The following is an 18,044-nucleotide window of genomic DNA, read 5'->3' on the forward strand; positions in this document are numbered from 1 at the left end:
GTCAGCTTACCATCGGTCGGACTTGCCGGCTCAAAGCCCCCGTGGCGAACGCCACACGCCGGCATTGACCACGCCCTGGCACGGATTGAAGCCGATCGAGTACGCGAGCTCGCCCGGGCGGTCGATGCGCCACAGCGCGAAATCGGCGCGCTTGCCCACGGCCAGTGTGCCCACTTGGTCGTGCAGGCCCAGCGCGCGGGCCGCGTGCACGGTGCAGCCGGCCAGCGCTTCCTGCGGCGTCAGGCGCCACAAGGTACATGCCATGTTCATCGCCAGCAGCACGGAGGTCATGGGCGAGGTGCCGGGATTGCAGTCGGTCGAGACGGCCATCGGCACACCGAGCGCGCGCAAGGCGCTGACTGGCGGCGCATTGGTGTCGCGTAAAAAATAATAGGCGCCGGGAAGCAGCACAGCCACGGTGCCGGCGGCGGCCATGGCGGCGATGCCTTCGGAGCTCAGATGTTCGAGATGGTCAGCGGACAGGCCGTCGTAGCGCGCCACCAGTTCGGCGCCACGCTGGTCCGATAACTGTTCGGCGTGCAGCTTGACCGGCAGCCCGCGTGCGTGCGCTGCCTGGAATACGCGCTCGGTCTGTTCGTGCGAAAAGCCGATGCGCTCGCAGAAGGCATCGACCGCATCGACCAGTCCCTCGCCGGCCAGCGGCGCGATCATCGCGCACACGGCGTCGATATAGTCGTCGGCGCGGCCTGCGTATTCGGGCGGCAGCGCGTGCGCGCCTAAAAACGTGGTGGCCACCTGCACCGGCAGCTCGCGGCCGATGCGGCGGGCGACGCGCAGCATTTTCGCCTCGTTCTCCAGGTCGAGGCCATAGCCGGACTTGATTTCAATGGTGGTCACGCCTTCGGCCAGCAGGTTGTGCACGCGCGGCAGGCTTTGCGCCAGCAGTTCGTCTTCGCTGGCGGCGCGCGTGGCGCGTACGGTGGACATGATGCCGCCGCCGGCGCGGGCGATATCTTCATAGGTGGCGCCATTGAGGCGCGCTTCGAATTCGCCGCTGCGGCTGCCGGCGTGGACGATGTGGGTGTGGCAGTCGATCAGGCCGGGCGTGAGCCAGCAGCCGCCGCCATCGTGCACGACGGCGGCCTGGCCGTCGGGCAGCGCTGCCCGTGGCCCCAGCCACACGATGCGGCCATCCCTGACCGCAATTGCGGCGTCGAGGATTTCGCCATAACCGTCATCGTTGGCCATGGTGGCCAGGTGCACATTGGTAAACAACACGTCCCACGCCATGGGCAGCCCTTAGTTGGCGATCAGATCGACTACGAACACCGTGGCCTGAGCCGATTCCAGCGTCCAGGCCTGTTCGCCGTCGAGCACCAGCAGGTCGTAGCGCACCAGCGCCAGCCGCTCGCGCGCACTGCCCACCGACAGGCTCTCGCCGTCGGCCAGGAACACCAGCGTGGTACCGCTGCGGCGCGGCAGCGGCACACTGCCGCACACCACGAACGGTTCGATCCGGTGACGGTAGCGGCCACGCCGGGTCAGGACGTTGAAGTCGAGCGTGGGCTGGCCACTTATTGGCCCGCTAATGGTGGCGTGGACCGGGTCTTCTCCGGCAAATTCCACCAGCGGTTCGCTGGGACTGAGCACGACGCGTTCGTCGCCGAAGTCGAGCAGCACGCCGTCGCCGGCGACCAGCACCAGCGTGCGGTCCACGCCGGGAAACTGCGAGAACGGACCATCCTCGGCGATACTGGCCAGGCTCACGCGCCAGTCGAAATCGTCGAGACCCGCGCCGGGCGGCGACATCGCCAGTTCGGTGGTGACGCCGCCGCCGTTCTTCCACGGCGTGGGCCGCAGGCTTGCGTACTGGATTAACCGGTTCATCGGAACTCCCTCAGTTCTGCCATCGTGTGCTTGAAGCGCGCAGCAATCGCCTGCTGCGCCACGTGTTGCGCGTTGCGTACCACCCACCGGCCGCCGACCATGACATCGCGCACCAGGTTGTCGTTGCCACTAAAAATCAGGCTGCCCAGCACTTCGTGCAGCGCCAGGCCGCACAGGTTGGGATGACCATCATCGAGCACCAGCAGGTCGGCGCGACGGCCCGGCGCCAGCGCGCCCACCGGCCGCCCCGCCGCCTGCGCCCCGCCCTGCAAGGCGCCCTGCCACAGAAACTCGCCCACCTGGCGCTGTTCTTTCGACACCGCGATATTGCGGCGCTGATGGTGCAGCCGTTGGCCGTATTCGAGCCAGCGCAATTCCTCCACCGGGCTTTGCGACACATGGCTGTCGCTGCCGATGCCGAACCGTCCGCCCGCCGCGAGAAAATCCTCCAGCGGAAACAGGCCATCGCCCAGATTGGCCTCGGTGGTGGGACACAAGCCCGCCACCGCGCCGCTGGCAGCGATGCTGCGCACTTCAGTGCTACTCAGGTGCGTTGCATGGACGAGACACCAGCGGCCATCGACCGCCACCTGGTCGAACAATAATTGCACCGGACGCCGGCCGGTATGCGCCAGCGCTTGCTGCACCTCCGCCTGCTGCTCGGCAATATGCACATGCACCGGTCGCTCGGGCGGCAAGCCCGCCAGCACCGCGTTGATCTGCGCGATGGATGCCGCGCGCAGCGAATGCGGCGCCACGCCCACCTCGGTCTGGCCGTCGCGCAGCGGCGCCAAGGCCTCTATTACGCGCAGCACGTCATCGGCATCGGTGCGAAAGCGCTGCTGCTCCGGCTTCAGGGGACTGTCGTTAAATCCCGAATAACTATACAACACCGGCAGCATGGTGACGCCGATTCCCGCCAACCGTGCGGCAGCAATCACGCGCTCGGCGGTTTCGGCCGGCCGGTCGTACCACGCGCCATCGGGCTGGCGTTGCACATAGTGGAATTCGCACACCGAGGTGTAGCCGTGGCGCAGGCATTCGGCAAACAGCTGGGCGGCAATCGCCTCGATATGGTCGGGTGTGATGTTGCGTGCGAAGCGGTACATCAGGTCGCGCCAGGTCCAGAAGCTGTCATGGCTATCACCGGCGAACTCGGTGCGGCCACCGAGCGCGCGCTGGAAGCTGTGCGAATGCAGGTTGATCATGCCGGGCAGCGCGTATTCCACGCATTCGATGCCTGCTGCCGGTGCGCTGCCGGGCGTGACGGCAACTAGGTCGCCGGCCTGGTTCCATTCCAGCAGCACGTCAGCGCACCAGCCATCGGGCAGCAAAGCGTGGCGGGCGAACAGCTGGTTCATGGCTGCACCCAGTTGGCCGCCGCCTGCGTCATCGCGCGCAAGAGGCCCTGCACCTGCGCCGCAAGGTCGGAACGGTAGCCATACGGCGCCTCCTCGTCCATGTACACCGACTGGCACATTTCAAGCTGGATTGCATGGACGCCGGCGTCAGGCCGGCCGTAGAAGCGCGTGATATGGCCGCCCTTGAAGCGGCCGTTGACCGCCACGCTGTAGCGATCCTGTGCCAGTGCGCGCGACACCACGGCATGCGCCAGTCCCGGCGCGCAGGTGGCGCCGTCGGCGGTGCCGAAGTTCAGGTCGGGCAGCTTGCCCTCGAAAAAGCGCGGCACCCTGGACGCGATCGAATGCGCGTCCCACAGCGCCACCCGGCCGTGGATGGCCAGCAGGCGGTCGAGTTCTGCGCGCAGCCGCGCGTGATATGGCTGCCAGTAGTGCTGCAGGCGCCGCTCCACTTCGGCCTGGTCCGGCACGCGGCCATCGACGTACAGCGGCTCGCGATGAAACGTATCGACCGGGCACAGGCCGGTGGTATCCTGGCCCGGGTACAGGTTGGTGTTCTCGGGCGGGCGATTCAGGTCGATCGCGTAGCGCGACCAGCGCGCCGCAATGGTCGATGCGCCCATCTCCTGCAAAAAGCCGTACAGGCGCGCCAGGTGCCAGTCGGTGTCCTGGCGGTCGGTGGCCGCTGCCGTCATGGTGGCCGCGATCTCGTCGGGGATGTCGGTGCCCACATGGGGCATGGACACCAGCAACGGGATGGTGCCGGCCTGGAACTGGTAGTCCATATCGCCTCCGGGTTATAGCTGACAGTTAAGGGTGCAAGGAAGTGAACAACTCGCGGCACGAGGCGCTCAGCTCACCGCGCATGACCATGCCCTTGGCGGCCTCGATATCGGGCGCGAAGAAGCGGTCGGCGTCGAAGAACGGCACCGACTGGCGCAGTTGCGCGTGCACGTGTTCCAGGTGCGGCGCGGTGGTGAGCGGGCGGTGGAAGTCGATGCCCTGGGCCGCCGCCATCAGCTCGATGCCGATGATGACTGCCGTGTTCTGCGCCATGTCGTCCAGGCGTCGGGCCGCATACGTGGCCATGCTGACGTGGTCTTCCTGGTTGGCGGACGTCGGGATGGTGTCCACGCTGCCCGGGTGCGCCAGCGATTTATTCTCCGACGCCAGCGCGGCGGCCGTGACGTGGGCGATCATGAAGCCGGAGTTCACGCCCGGCTCGGGCACCAGGAACGGCGGCAGGCCCGATAGCGTCGCATCGATCAGCAGGGCGATGCGACGCTCGGCGATGCTGCCGATTTCGGCAATCGCCAGCGCCAGCGTGTCGGCCGCAAAGGCCACCGGCTCGGCGTGGAAATTGCCGCCCGAGACCACCACCGACAGTTCGCCGTCCTTGAACAGCAGCGGGTTGTCGGTGACGGCGTTCGCTTCGATCAGCAGCGTGCGCGCGGCGTTGTTGATGATGTCCCAGCAGGCACCCATCACTTGCGGCTGGCAGCGCAGGCAGTACGGGTCCTGCACCCGCTCGTCGCCCACCAGGTGCGAGGCGCGGATCGCGCTATCGGCCACCAGTTGGCGGTAGATGGCGGCGGCGGCGATCTGGCCGGGCTGGCCTCGCACTTCATGCACGCGCGCATCGAACGGCGCATCGCTGCCCTTGGCGGCATCGAGCGACAGTGCGCCCGAGACAAAACCCGCCTCCAGCAAACGCTCGGCCATGAACAGGCCGTGCAGCGCCAGCGCGGTCGAGACCTGGGTGCCGTTGATCAGCGCCAGGCCCTCTTTCGCAGCCAGCACCACCGGCGCAATGCCGGCGGCCTGCAAGGCCTCGGTGGCGTCCATCAGCACACCGTTCATGCGCACCTGGCCCACGCCCAGCATGGCCAAGGTCATGTGCGACAACGGCGCCAGATCGCCCGAGGCGCCCACGGAACCCTTGGCGGGAATCGCGGGCATGATGCCGGCGTTGTACAGCGCGACCAGGGTGTCGATGATGAGCGGGCGCACGCCCGAGTAGCCGCGCGCCAGGCTGCCGATTTTCATCAGCATGATCAGGCGGCACACGGCGTCGGACACCAGCTCGCCGGTACCGACCGAGTGCGACAGGATCAGGTTGCGCTGCAGTTGTTCGAGCTTGTCGTCGGGGATGCGGGTTTTGGCCAGCAGGCCGAAGCCGGTGTTGATGCCGTAAGCGGCATCGCCCTTGGCGACGATGGCGCGCACGGCAGCCGCCGACGCTTCGATCACGGGATAGGCTTCCCTATCGAGGGCCAGCGGCACGGCCTGGTTCCAGACAGCGCGCAATTCGGAGAGCGTCAGCGCGCCCGGTTTCAAGGTGAGGGTCATGGTCATTTGATCATTGGAAGGTTGAGGCCATTGCGCTGGGCGCAGGCGATGGCGGTGTCGTAGCCGGCGTCGGCGTGGCGCATCACGCCCGAGCCGCTGTCGTTGACCAGCACCCGCGCCAGCCGTTTGGCGGCGGCATCGGTGCCATCGGCCACGATCACCACGCCCGAGTGCTGCGAGTAGCCCATGCCCACGCCGCCGCCGTGGTGCAGCGACACCCAGGTGGCGCCGCCGGCAGTATTGAGCAGGGCGTTGAGCAGCGGCCAGTCGGAGACGGCATCGGTGCCATCTTTCATGCTTTCCGTCTCGCGATTTGGGCTGGCGACCGAGCCGGTATCGAGGTGGTCGCGGCCGATCACGATCGGCGCTTTCAGCTCGCCGTTTTTCACCATCTCGTTAAAGGCCACGCCGGCCAGGTGGCGCTCGCCGAGACCGAGCCAGCAGATGCGCGCCGGCAGGCCCTGGAAGGCGATGCGCTCGCGCGCCATGTCGAGCCAGCGGTGCACCTGCGCGTGGTGCGGAAACAGTTCCTTGATCTTGGCGTCGGTTTTATAGATGTCTTCCGGGTCGCCGGACAGCGCCACCCAGCGGAACGGTCCGCGCCCCTCGCAGAACTGCGGCCGGATGTACGCGGGCACGAAGCCGGGAAAGTCGAAGGCGTTGGCCACGCCGTGGTCGAACGCCACCTGGCGGATGTTGTTGCCGTAATCGACCACCTTGCAGCCGAGCGCCTGGAAGTCCAGCATCGCCTGCACGTGTACCGCGCACGAGCCGGCAGCGGCAGCTTGCAATTCCGCGTGGCGGGCCGGATCGGCTTGCGCGGCCTTCCACTGTTCCACGGTCCAGCCCTGCGGCAGGTAGCCGTTGATCAGGTCATGGGCGGAGGTCTGGTCGGTTACCAAATCGGGCGCCAGGCCACCCGCGCGGGCGCGGCGCACCAGTTCGGGCAGCACGTCGGCGGCATTGCCGAGCAAGCCGATGGAAATGGCGTCGCCATTGGCCTGGTGGGCGGCGATCATGGCCAGCGCCTCGTCGATGCTGGCTGCCTGTTTATCCAGGTAGCGGGTGCGCAGGCGGAAATCGATGCTGCTTTGCTGGCACTCGATGGTGAGAGAGACCGCGCCGGCCATGGTGGCGGCCAGAGGCTGGGCGCCGCCCATGCCGCCGAGGCCGGCGGTCAGTACCCAGCGCCCCTTCAAATCGCCGCCGAAGTGCTGGCGCCCTGCTTCGGCAAAGGTTTCGTACGTGCCCTGCACGATGCCCTGGGTGCCGATATAGATCCACGAGCCCGCCGTCATCTGGCCGTACATGAACAGGCCCTGGCGGTCGAGTTCATTGAAGTGCTCCCAGTTGGCCCACTTGGGCACCAGGTTGGAGTTCGCAATCAGCACTCGGGGCGCGTCTTCGTGGGTCTGGAACACGCCCACCGGCTTGCCGGACTGGATCAACAGGGTCTGGTTGTCTTCCAGTTCGCGCAGCGAGGCCAGGATCTGGTCGTAGCAGGCCCAGTCGCGGGCGGCGCGGCCGATGCCGCCGTAGACCACCAGGTGCTGCGGATTTTCCGCCACTTCCTTGTCGAGGTTGTTCTGCAACATGCGGTACGCGGCCTCGGCGCCCCAGTTCTTGCAGGTGCGCTCGGGGCCGCGCGGGGCGCGGATATCGCGGGTGGCGTCGAAACGCGGATCGTTGTCGTGGCTCATGGTCGCTCCTGCTCATGGGGATAATGTGCCCCTAGCATAGGTTGTCTATACAACCAAGTCAACCGCCTTGACGGTATTTTTTAGCCGCTATTTTTTATAGACTCGTTTGCCGCCCATCCAGGTTTGCAGCACTACCGTCTTGCCCAGCTGCTCGGGTGGCGCCGTGAAGATATCGCGGTCGATCAGAATGAAATCGGCCCACTTGCCCGGCTCCAGCGAACCGATCACATTTTCCTGGCGCGCCGCATAGGCCGCATCGAGCGTGAAGCACCGCAGCGCCTCGGTCAGGGTCATGGCCTGGTTCTTGTACCAGCCGCCCGTCGGCGCGCCGGCCGCGTTCTGCCGTGTGACGGCCGCGTGCAGGCCTTCGAACGGATCGGGCGGCTCCACCGGGAAGTCCGACCCGCAGGCGATGCGCGAACCCTGGTCGAGGAAGGTGCGCCAGGCGTAGGCGCCCTTGATGCGTTCAGGTCCCACCCGCTGCTCGGCCATGTTCTGGTCCGACGTGGCGTGCGTGGGCTGCATCGACGGGATGATGTCCAGCGCCTTGAAGCGCGGGATATCCTCGGGCGCGACCACCTGCGCATGCTCGATGCGGTGGCGCAGGCCGCCGGCCTGGTACTTGGGGATCAGCTGGGCGTAGGCGTCGAGGATCTGGTGGTTGCCGGCGTCGCCGATGGCGTGCACGTTGACCTGGTAACCGGCCTTCATCGCTTTTTCCATCTTGGCCTGCATGGCGGCGTTCTGCTGGAACAGCAGTCCTTTCGTCGATGGCATGTCCGAGTACGGGGCGATCAAGGCGGCGCCCCGGCTGCCCAGCGCGCCGTCCGAGAACAGCTTGACGGCGGCCAGCGCATAGGTGTCGTTGGCGTAGGTTTTCAGCGGTCCTTCCTTCGATAACTCGTCGAAGGCGGCGCCGGTGTCGCCGATCATGGCATACACGCGGGCGGTGAGCTTGCCGTGGTCGGCGTAGTCGCGGTAGATGCCATCCTCGGCCACCGAGATGCCGGCGTCGTGCACGCTGGTCAGGCCCGACTTGGCCAGCAGCGCCAGCGCGTTGTCGAGCATGGCGCGGGCCTGGCTTGGGGTGGGCAGCGGCACCACCTTGTCGGCCAGCGCCATGGCGCTGTCCACCAGCACCCCGGTGGGGTTGCCTTTGGCGTCGCGCTCGATCTTGCCGCCGGCGGGGTCCGGCGTGTCCTTGGTGATGCCGGCCATGGCCAGCGCCGTGCTGTTGAGCCAGGTGGCATGCACGTCCACCCGGCGCAGCAGCACCGGACGGTCGCCCACCACCGCGTCGAGGTCGGCGGCAGTGGGGAAACGGCCCAGCTTCCAGGCTTCCTGGTTCCAGCCATAGCCGATGATCCAGGCGTTTTTCGGGTGGGCGCGGGCAAAGTCCGCCACCGCGCGCAGGGCCGCCGGCAGCGAGGTAGGGGAAAACAGGTCCACGCCCGAGGCGATCTCGCCCAGCCCGAACACGTGGCCGTGGGCGTCGATCAGCCCCGGCAGCAGGGTCTTGCCCTGGGCATCGATGTGCTTTGCACCCGGCAGTGCGGCCGCCGTTTGCGCCTCGCTGCCGGCCACCACCACCTTGCCCTGGGCGTCGAACGCCAGCGACGTGAAGCGCTGCAAGGCGCCGGCCGCCGTCAGCGTGTAGCCGTTGGCGTGGTCGATGATGGTTTGGGCGTGGGCGGCCGGGGCCAGGGCGGTAAAGGCAAGCGCCAGGGCGGCGGCCAGCGGCAGGCGCCGCTTGAGGGTGGTGCGCATCGTTTTCTCCATTCGGTACCAGGCTGCCAGTGTAGCGAAGTTTGCAGATCGACAGGACGGGTACAATGGCGGTTTCGCCGAAATCACCACAACCCAGTGAACAGCCGCCAACTCTATCACCGCCTGCTCAACGAATTCCGCCCTTACCTGTGGATCGGGTTCTTCACCCTGTTCGCGGTGGGCCTGGCCGCCGCCACCGATGTGCTCCTGATCCGCCAGCTGCAAACCGTGATCGATGCGCTGGCGCCCTCGCACGTGGTCGGCGCCGTGCGCCCGCCTGCCACCGGCATGCTGGCCGTGGCGCAGCAATGGCTGACCGACATCCTGCCCAAGAATACTGCCGACGCGGCGATGTGGAGCATCCCCGCCGTGATTTTCGGCCTGGCGGTAATGCGCATGGTGTCGAGTTTCATCGGCGAATACGGCGCTGCCTGGCTCAGCAGCCGGGTGCAGGCCAACCTGCGCGAGGCCATGTTCGCCCGCATCATGCGCCTGCCCAACGGCTTTTTCGACCAGTCGTCCACCGGCACCACGCTCTCGCGCGTGGCGTTCGACGCCGCCCAGGTGGCGCAAGCCGGCCTTACGGTGGTCAACGTGGCGGTGCGCGATTCGGTGCTCACCATCGGCTACCTGATCACCATGTTCGTCTCGGACTGGCAACTGGCGCTGTTCTGCCTGATCCTGATGCCGCTGGTCGCCGCCGTGGTCACCTTTGCCGGGCGCCGCATGCGCCACCTGAGCAAAAGCGCGCAGGCGGCCATGGGCGAACTGACCAATGTGCTCGACGAGAGCATCAGCGGCCAGCGCGTGGTGAGAATTTTCGGCGGTCAGGAATACGAACAGACCCGCTTCGACCGCGTGGTCAAACTCAATCGTCAACTAGCGGTCAAGCACGCGGCCACATCCGCCCTGAACTCCGGCGTAATCATGCTGCTGATCGGGATCACGCTGTCGTCGGTGATCTATTTTTCGCTGCTGCGCCACCAGGCCGGGGCGCTCACCGCCGGCGACTTCGTCTCGTTCATCGTGGCGCTGATGGCGATGCAGTCGCCAATCAAAAACCTTACCAAGATCAACGAGCCGCTGCAACGGGGCCTGGCCGCCGCCGATTCGGTGTACAGCCTGATCGACACCGAAACGGAAGCCGACACCGGCCAACACACCACCACCCGCGCCCAGGGCCAGCTGTCGCTCAAGGAGGTGAGCTTCCAGTACCTCGATGCCGACGGCCAGCCACTGGTGGCCGACGCCAGGCTGGCGCTCGATAATGTCTCGCTCGACATCCGCGCGGGCGAAACGGTGGCGCTGGTCGGCAGCTCGGGCAGCGGCAAGACCACGCTGGCAAGCCTGCTGCCGCGCTTTTACGATGTGAGCGGCGGATCCATCACGCTCGACGGCGTCGATCTGCGCGAGTATGCGCTCGCTTCGCTGCGCCGGCAGATCGCGCTGGTGAGTCAGGACGTGGTGCTGTTCAACGATACGCTGGCCGCCAATATCGCCTATGGCGATCCGGCGCCGTCGCAGGAACGCATCGAAGCGGCCGCGCGTGCGGCGCACGCGCACGAGTTCATCGAGCGCCAGCCGCAGGGTTATCTATCGCCGGTCGGAGAAAACGGCTTGCGCCTGTCGGGCGGTCAGCGCCAGCGCCTGGCGATTGCCCGCGCCATCTACAAGGATGCGCCGATCCTGATCCTGGACGAAGCCACCAGCGCGCTCGACACCGAATCGGAACGGCTGGTACAGCAGGCGCTGGAGCGCCTGATGCAGGGCCGCACCACGGTGGTCATCGCCCACCGCCTGTCCACCATCGAGAACGCCGACCGCATCGTGGTGCTCGACGGCGGCAAGATCCGCGAAGTGGGCAGCCACGACCAGCTGCTGGCCAACGACGACATGTATGCGCGCCTGTACCACACGCAAAAAATCACCCAGGTCGCGTCGTAAAGCGTGATGCCCGGCGCAGGGCGCGCTACTCCTGCCGTTCGCGGTCGAGCAATGCGGCCTTGCGATCGACGCCCCAGCGGTAGCCGGAAATCGCGCCGTCGTTGCGCACCACCCGATGGCAAGGGATTGCCACGGCCAGTGCATTGGCCGCGCATGCACCGGCCACGGCGCGCGCTCCCTTGGGCAAGCCCACCAGTTCGGCCAGCTCGGCGTAGCTGACGGTGCGCCCGGCGGGAATCGCGCGCAGCGCCTGCCACACGCGCTGCTGGAATGCCGTGCCGCGCACGTCGAGCGGCAGGTCCAGGCCCAGTGCCGGGCGCTCCACCATGCCGACCACGCGCGAGACCACCCGTTCATAGTCGGCCTCGGCGCCGATCAGCTCCGCTTTCGGGAAGCGGTCCTGCAGGTCGCGCACCAGGAAATCGGGATCGTCGTCGATCAGGATCGCGCAAATGCCGTGGTCCGTGCTGGCCACCAGGATCGCGCCCAGCGAGCAGGCGGCAATCGCAAAGCGGATCTGCGCGCCCTGCCCGCCCGCGCGGAACGCCGACGGCGTCATGCCCAGCACCGCCGGCGCCTGCGCATAAAACCGGCCACTGGAATTGAAACCGGCCGCGTAGAGCGTGTCGGTAACAGAATCCTGCTGCGCCAGTCCCTGCTGCACCCGCCGTGCACGGCCGGCATTGGCGTAGGCCTTGGGCGTGATGCCGGTGGCCGCCTTGAAGATGCGATGAAAATGAAAACGGCTGACGCCGACCGCCGCCGCCAGCGCGTCGAGGTCGGGCGCGTCATCGCCGGCCTGGGCGGCGGCGTCGATCAGGGCGCAGGCACGCGCTGCGATGGCGGCCTGGCGCGCGGCCAGCGGTGGCTGGTCGGGCTTGCAGCGCAGACAGGGACGAAAGCCGGCCTGCTCCGCCTCCGCGCGGCTGGCGTGGAACGCGACGTTGCGGCGCAGCGCCGGGCGGGCCGCGCACGAGGGCCGGCAATACACGCCGGTGCTGCGCACCGAGTACCAGAACACGTCGTCGGCGCCGGCATCGCGCGCCTGCACGGCGGCCCAGCGCGCGGTATCGTCGGCATACGCCAGGCTGGACAAAGCTGAGTTACCCATCTCGTACTCCATGAATGAATGGCAATGCGGCCATGGTAGCCACCGGCGCGGCCCCACACACTCCGGCGCTTGCTTTCGAATTGTATGTCGATGCTAGAATGCCGGTCAGCCGCCTGCCCGGGGGCGCCTACGGAGACGCGGTTTGGACCAGCAAGCAAACAATCAACCATCTGACCATACCCCGATTTTCCAGCGGATCAAGGATTATTTACTGGGGCAGATCGGCGCCGGCGTGTGGAAGGAAGGCGACGTGATTCCGTCCGAGCAGGCGCTGGTCAAACAGTTCGGTGTCTCGCGCATGACCGTCAACCGCGCCGTGCGCGAGCTGACCGCCGAACAGGTCCTCACGCGGCGCCAGGGTTCCGGCACCTACGTGGCCCAGCAAAAATACCAGTCCACGCTGCTGCAGATCAAGTCGATCGCCGAGGAAGTGCGCGCGCGCGGCCACGTCCACCGCAGCAGCCTGCAACACCTGGAACAGCTGAAGGCCAGCGATTTGATGGCCAAGCAGTTCGAGCTGCCGTCCGGCCACCCGCTGTTCCACTCGGTGATCATCCATTTCGAGAATGGCGTGCCGATCCAGGTGGAAGACCGCTGGGTCAATCCCGACTGCGCGCCCGACTACATGGAACAGGATTTCGGCGCCATCACCCCCAACGAATACCTGATGCAGGCCGCGCCGCTGCAAGGCGCCAGCTACAGCATCGAGGCGCTGCCGGCGCCGCGCGAAATCGCCGACATGCTGGCCATCGAGGTGCGCCAGGCCTGCCTGGTGCTGCGCCGCCAGACCATGTCGGGCGGACGCATCGCCACCATCGCCACCATGTGGCACCCGGGACACCGCTACCAGTTCGCCGGCAGCTTTACCCAGTAGCCCACCTCTATCACTAGCAAACAGCAAGTAACAGGTGCCAAAAAGCGCCTGGGGAATCTCACCCTTTGTCACGAAAAACCGCAAAAATCCGGTCTTTTGCAACGGCCTTTTCACGTCCGCGCAACACATCTTGATCTGGATCATACGGTGGTAATTGCGGCCATTAAAGCTGATATAGTTGCCCGCAGACAGAATAATTCGCCCCCAGAAAGGCCTACCTTGCTCCGCACGCGCACCTGCATCGCTTCGCCATCGTGGCGCCAGATGGCGCGCCGGTGGGCCACATGCATGCTCATGGCGGCTGGCGCGCTCACCGCCACCGGCGCGGACGCCGCGGAAAAAGTGACAATCCAGCTCAAGTGGCAGCACCAGTTCCAGTTCGCCGGCTACTATGCGGCCCAGGACCAGGGCTACTACCGCGACGCCGGCCTCGAGGTGACGCTGCTCGAAGCGACCCCGGGCAACGACCCGGTGCAGGCCGTGGCCGAGGGCCGCGCCCAGTACGGCGTGGGCAACACCACGCTGCTGCTGGCGCGCGCGCTGGGCCAGCCCGTGGTGGTGCTGGCGTCGGTGTTCCAGCATTCCGGCGCGGCGCTGCTGGTGCGCGTGGGCCCCGACGGCAAGCCCCGCCCGTGGCCCGGCAGCCGCATCATGATGGCGCCCAACAACGAGGAACTGACCGCCTACCTGAAAAAGACCGGGGTCCGTTACGACAGCATGTACCAGCTGGCCCACACCTACAACTTCGACGACCTGATTGCCGGCCGGGTGGATGCGATGTCGTTCTACACCACCCAGGCGCCGTTCGCGCTCGAACGCAGCGGGGTGCCGTTCGAGGTGCGCTCGCCGCGCAGCGCCGGCCTCGATTTCTACGGCGACGTGCTGTACACCACCGAAAGCGAGCTGCGCGAACATCCGGCGCGCGCCGAGGCGCTGCGCCAGGCCACCCTGCGCGGCTGGCATTACGCCATGGCCCATCCGGCCGAAATGGCCGACCTGATACGCGCGCGCTACCCGGCGCGCCGCAGCCGCGAACAACTGATGTACGAGGCCGGACAAATGGTGCCGCTGCTGCAACAGGACCTGGTGGAACTGGGCTACAGCAACCCGGAACGCTGGCAAGCCATTGCCCGGGCCTATCGGGAACAGGGCATGCTCCCGGCCGACTTCCGACTCGACGGCTTCCTGTACCAGCCGCGCGTGGTGCACCCGCTGCTGCGCTACGGCTTGCCGATCCTCGGGGCCCTCCTCCTGCTTGCTGCGGCCATCGCCGTCTGGCGCCTGCGCCGCCAGGCACGGGCGCTGCGGCGCGCGCGCCTGGAGCTGGCGCGCTCCGAGAGCATGGCCAGCCTGGCGCTGGAAGGTTCGGGTGAAGGCGTGTGGGAGTGGCAGATGGACACCGGCCAACTGGTCTTGTCGGCGCGCTCGCGCGAGCTGCTGGGACAGGACGAACATTACCCGTCCGCCATCGAACAATGGCGCGCCGACATCCATCCCGACGATATGGCGCGCGTGGACCGCAACGTGGCCGAATACCTGGCGGCCAGAAGCGAGCACAACGCCCGATTCATCGTCGAGCACCGCATGCGCTGCCGCGACGGCAGCTGGAAGTGGCTGCTGGCGCGCGGGATTGTCGTTGAACGCGCCGCCGACGGCCGCCCGCTGCGCGCCATGGGCACGTTTGCCGACATCACCGAGCGCGCCAACGACGAGGAGGTGCGCCTGTGCGCGGTGATCGACGCCACGCCCGGCGCCATGCTGATCGCCGACAAGGGCGGGCGGGTGCGCTACGCCAATCCGGCCTGCGCACGCAGCTTCGGCATCGAGGGCAGCCTGGCCGGGCACAGCATGGACCAGCTGGCGCCCGACAGCATGCGCAGCACCGGGCGCGCACGCGAGCTGTTTGCCCGCCCCGGCCTGCCGGGCCGGGTAATGAACGCCCACCGCGCCGACGGCAGCACCTTCCCCGCCATGGTGCACCTGGCGCCGCTGGACCTGGGCGGCCAGCACCTGGTGGTCGTCACCCTGCGCGACATGACCCAGCGCCAGCGCGCCGAAGAAGCCATGCACGCCAGCTCCGAACGGTATCGCCTGATCGTGCAGACCGCCGCCGAAGGCATCTGGATGACCGACGCCGACGACCGCACCACCTTCGTCAACCCCACCATGGCGGCCATGCTGGGCGTGGACGTGGACCAGGTGATGGGCCACGGCATGACCGAGTTCATGGACGACGCCGGCCGCCTGCTGCTCAAGCAGCACCTGCAGCGCCACCTGGCGGGCGAAGCGGTCCAGGGCGACATCCGCCTGCGCCGCGCCGACGGCAGCGAGTTGTGGTGCCTGCTCTCGACCACCGTCATCAGCTCCGACGCCGGCCATTATGCGGGCACGCTGGCCATGCTCACCGATATCACGGCGCGCCGCGCCGCCGAGGATGCGCTGCGTCTGACGGGCCAGCGGCTCGCATCGATTTTCAACGCGGTCACCAACGGCCTGGTGATGGTCGATGGCGGCGGCGCCATCCTCGAGAGTAATGCCGCCGCCGCGCGCATGCTGGCGTACGCGATGGAACTGGAGCGGCGCGGCGAATGCGACGGTTTGTGGTGCGGCGTGCGCGAGGACGGCAGCACTTTCGATCGCGTCAGCCACCCGGTGCGCCTGGCCATCGTCACCGGCCTGCCGGTACGCGACGTGGTGATGGGCATCACCCAGCCCGACGGCGCCATGCGCTGGCTGTCGATCAACGCCGAACCGATTCTTGATCCCACCGGCGCCGTGCCGCTGGTGGTGGTCAGCCTGACCGACATCAGCGACCGCAAGCGCGGAGCCGACGAGCTGCGCGAATGGAACGAACACCTCGAAGAACGGGTGCTGATGCGCACCCGCGAGCTGGAACAGGCGCGCCACCAGGCGGAGGAAGCGAGCCAGTACAAGGGCCAGTTCCTGGCCCACATGAGCCATGAGATCCGCACCCCGATGAACGGCGTGATCGGCATGGCCTACCTGGCGCTCAAGACCGACCTCGATCCGCGCCAGCGCGACTACCTGGAAAAGATCCGCTTCGCCGGCGAACACCTGCTGGGCATCATCGACGACATCCTCGACATTTCGAAGATCGAGGCTGGCAAGCTCGATATCGAGCAGGTCGATTTCGCGCTCGACCACGTGATCCAGACGCTGACCACGGTGGTGGCGCCCAAGGCCGTCAGCCGCGAACTGGAACTGGTGTTCGAACTCGACCCGGCGTTGCCGCGCGTGCTCCGCGGCGATCCGCTGCGCCTGGGGCAAGTGCTGATCAACTACACCAACAACGCCATCAAGTTCAGCGAAAAGGGCCGCATCGAGGTGCGCGTGCGCCAGGTGGTGGCCGACGCCAGCAGTTGCCTGCTGCGCTTTGAAGTAAGCGACTGCGGCATCGGCCTCTCCGAGCTGGAAATCGACCGCCTGTTCCAGTCGTTCCAGCAGGCCGACACCTCCACCACGCGCGAGCATGGCGGCACCGGCCTCGGACTGGCCATCTGCAAGCAGCTGGCGCAGCTGATGGGCGGCGAGGTGGGCGTGCGCAGCGAGCCGGGCGTGGGCAGCACGTTCTGGTTCACCGCACGGCTGGGCATTTCCGACGCCAGCGTGCCGCAGGTGATCGAACGGGTGCAGGATGCCGCCGCCGAACTGCTGGCTTCCACCCAGACCGCCGCCGTCATCACCACGCTCAAGGACGCCCGCATCCTGCTGGTGGAGGACAACACCTTCAACCAGCAGATCGCGCTGGAGATGCTGGAAGATGTGGGCTCGTCGGTGTGCCTGGCGGCCAACGGCCAGGAAGCGCTCGACCTGCTGCGCCAGACCGCCTTCGATTGCGTGCTGATGGACGTGCAGATGCCGCTGATGGACGGGCTGGAGGCGACCCGCCGCATCCGCGCCGATCCGCGCCTGAACGGCCTGCGGGTGCTGGCCATGACCGCCACCGCCACCAGCGAGGACCGCGCCCGCTGCATCGCCGCCGGCATGGACGACTTCATCTCCAAGCCGATCCAGCCAGCGCTGATGTACCGCACCATCGCCAGCTGGCTGCCGGTGCAGCGCCTGGGCCTCACGCCCGAGCGCGAGCGGCCCGCCGTACGCCCCGCCTTCAAGCCCACCCTGGCCGGCGACCCGGCCGTGATCGACCTGTCGATCCTGGCCAAGCTGCTCGGTTACCACCCGGAAAAGGTGCGCAAGTTCGCCTTCAAGTTCCTGCACAATGCCCAGGAGGGACTGTCGGCGATGGAAGTGGCATTAAAACGCGGCGACCTGGCGCAGGTGCGCGAACTGGGCCACCGCCTCAAGTCGCCGGCGCGCACGGTGGGGGCGCTGGGCATGGGTGAAATGTTCGCCAGCCTGGAACTGCTGCCGACGAGCGCCAGCGACGCCGTCAACCTGGCCACCGCCCGCGCCATCCTGGCCAGGCTATGGCCGCTGCTGGAACAGATTACCGAGCAGATTATGAATAACACCACGTTTGCCGACGAAAATTGACGTCAAAACTCAATCTCCGCACATTTATAAAAAATGGGTTATGATTTGATCCATTCCCGCCTGCCGACCTTTGTTGCCTTCCCTATTCCAGACATTGAATTCGCGCACATAGTCGCCATGTATTCTCTGTAACTGGCTTAACGGCAACACTGGCATCATCCCCAGGCGTTATTGATCCCACACCTCGATTGAGGAAAATATGAGCGAAAATATCAAACACATCACCGATACTTCTTTTGATGCCGACGTGCTGAAATCCGACCGCCCAGTGCTGGTCGACTTCTGGGCCGAATGGTGCGGTCCTTGCAAGAGCATCGCCCCGATCCTGGAAGAAGTCGCCAAGGAATACGACGGCAAGATCACCATCGCCAAGATGGACGTCGATTCGAACCAGGCAGTGCCCGCCAAGTTCGGTATCCGCGGTATTCCTACCCTGATCCTGTTCAAGAACGGCGTGCCAGCGGCACAAAAAGTCGGCGCCATGGCCAAAGGTCAGTTGACTAGTTTCATCGACAGCAATATCTAAGTAAGATAGTATTGCGGACAGACGGCTGATTCTGCGCCCGCAGAAGCAG

General features: G+C 66.7%; 12 protein-coding genes. 4 read left to right on the forward strand and 8 right to left on the reverse strand.

Going from position 1 to position 18,044, the window contains the following annotated elements; all coding sequences use genetic code 11:
* Window positions 1-30 precede the first annotated feature (30 nt).
* From hutI to F8197_RS25815, 7 genes are all read right to left on the reverse strand, one after another.
* Complete coding sequence (hutI, locus tag F8197_RS25785) at window positions 31-1,251, reverse strand: imidazolonepropionase (protein WP_152884719.1); 1,221 nt, start codon at window positions 1,249-1,251, stop codon at window positions 31-33.
* Between the two features lie 9 nt (window positions 1,252-1,260).
* Window positions 1,261-1,848 carry a HutD family protein gene (locus tag F8197_RS25790; RefSeq protein ID WP_152884721.1) on the reverse strand — a complete coding sequence of 196 codons (588 nt, stop codon included), beginning with the start codon at window positions 1,846-1,848 and terminating at the stop codon, window positions 1,261-1,263.
* Window positions 1,845-3,209: a formimidoylglutamate deiminase gene (locus F8197_RS25795; protein WP_152884723.1), complete on the reverse strand. Its 1,365-nt coding sequence runs from the start codon at window positions 3,207-3,209 to the stop codon at window positions 1,845-1,847. Before F8197_RS25795 ends, F8197_RS25790 begins: the two co-directional genes overlap by 4 nt.
* Window positions 3,206-3,994, reverse strand: coding sequence for an N-formylglutamate deformylase (gene hutG / locus F8197_RS25800; protein ID WP_152884725.1), 789 nt, complete (start codon window positions 3,992-3,994; stop codon window positions 3,206-3,208). Before hutG ends, F8197_RS25795 begins: the two co-directional genes overlap by 4 nt.
* 25 nt (window positions 3,995-4,019) lie before the next feature.
* Window positions 4,020-5,564, reverse strand: a complete 1,545-nt coding sequence (gene hutH, locus F8197_RS25805) for a histidine ammonia-lyase (protein WP_152884726.1) — start codon at window positions 5,562-5,564, stop codon at window positions 4,020-4,022.
* Window positions 5,561-7,258, reverse strand: a complete 1,698-nt coding sequence (gene hutU, locus F8197_RS25810; protein WP_152884728.1) for a urocanate hydratase — start codon at window positions 7,256-7,258, stop codon at window positions 5,561-5,563. Before hutU ends, hutH begins: the two co-directional genes overlap by 4 nt.
* Window positions 7,259-7,345: 87 nt before the next feature.
* A complete protein-coding gene (locus F8197_RS25815; protein ID WP_152884730.1) occupies window positions 7,346-9,025 on the reverse strand; it encodes an amidohydrolase in 1,680 nt (559 codons plus the stop codon).
* A 96-nt stretch (window positions 9,026-9,121) separates the two neighbouring features.
* On the opposite strand from F8197_RS25815, the gene msbA reads away from it, so the two are divergent.
* On the forward strand, window positions 9,122-10,969 hold the full coding sequence (msbA, locus tag F8197_RS25820; protein WP_373996982.1) for a lipid A export permease/ATP-binding protein MsbA: 1,848 nt from the start codon (window positions 9,122-9,124) through the stop codon (window positions 10,967-10,969).
* A gap of 25 nt (window positions 10,970-10,994) precedes the next feature.
* On the opposite strand, the gene ada is transcribed toward msbA, so the two are convergent.
* Window positions 10,995-12,092 (reverse strand): bifunctional DNA-binding transcriptional regulator/O6-methylguanine-DNA methyltransferase Ada, encoded by a 1,098-nt coding sequence (gene ada, locus F8197_RS25825; protein WP_152884732.1) that lies wholly within the window; start codon window positions 12,090-12,092, stop codon window positions 10,995-10,997.
* 130 nt (window positions 12,093-12,222) lie between these two features.
* Between ada and hutC the strand changes: the two genes are divergently transcribed.
* The 3 genes from hutC (at window position 12,223) to trxA (ending at window position 17,995) form a co-directional block, all read left to right on the forward strand.
* A complete protein-coding gene (gene hutC / locus F8197_RS25830; RefSeq protein ID WP_152884734.1) occupies window positions 12,223-12,954 on the forward strand; it encodes a histidine utilization repressor in 732 nt (243 codons plus the stop codon).
* A gap of 219 nt (window positions 12,955-13,173) precedes the next feature.
* Window positions 13,174-17,469, forward strand: coding sequence for a PAS domain S-box protein (locus F8197_RS25835; protein ID WP_152884736.1), 4,296 nt, complete (start codon window positions 13,174-13,176; stop codon window positions 17,467-17,469).
* 199 nt (window positions 17,470-17,668) lie between these two features.
* Window positions 17,669-17,995, forward strand: coding sequence for a thioredoxin TrxA (gene trxA, locus F8197_RS25840; RefSeq protein ID WP_019923242.1), 327 nt, complete (start codon window positions 17,669-17,671; stop codon window positions 17,993-17,995).
* Window positions 17,996-18,044: the final 49 nt, after the last annotated feature.

Source organism: Duganella sp. FT27W, from assembly GCF_009295655.1.
GTDB lineage: Bacteria > Pseudomonadota > Gammaproteobacteria > Burkholderiales > Burkholderiaceae_D > Rugamonas > Rugamonas zoogloeoides.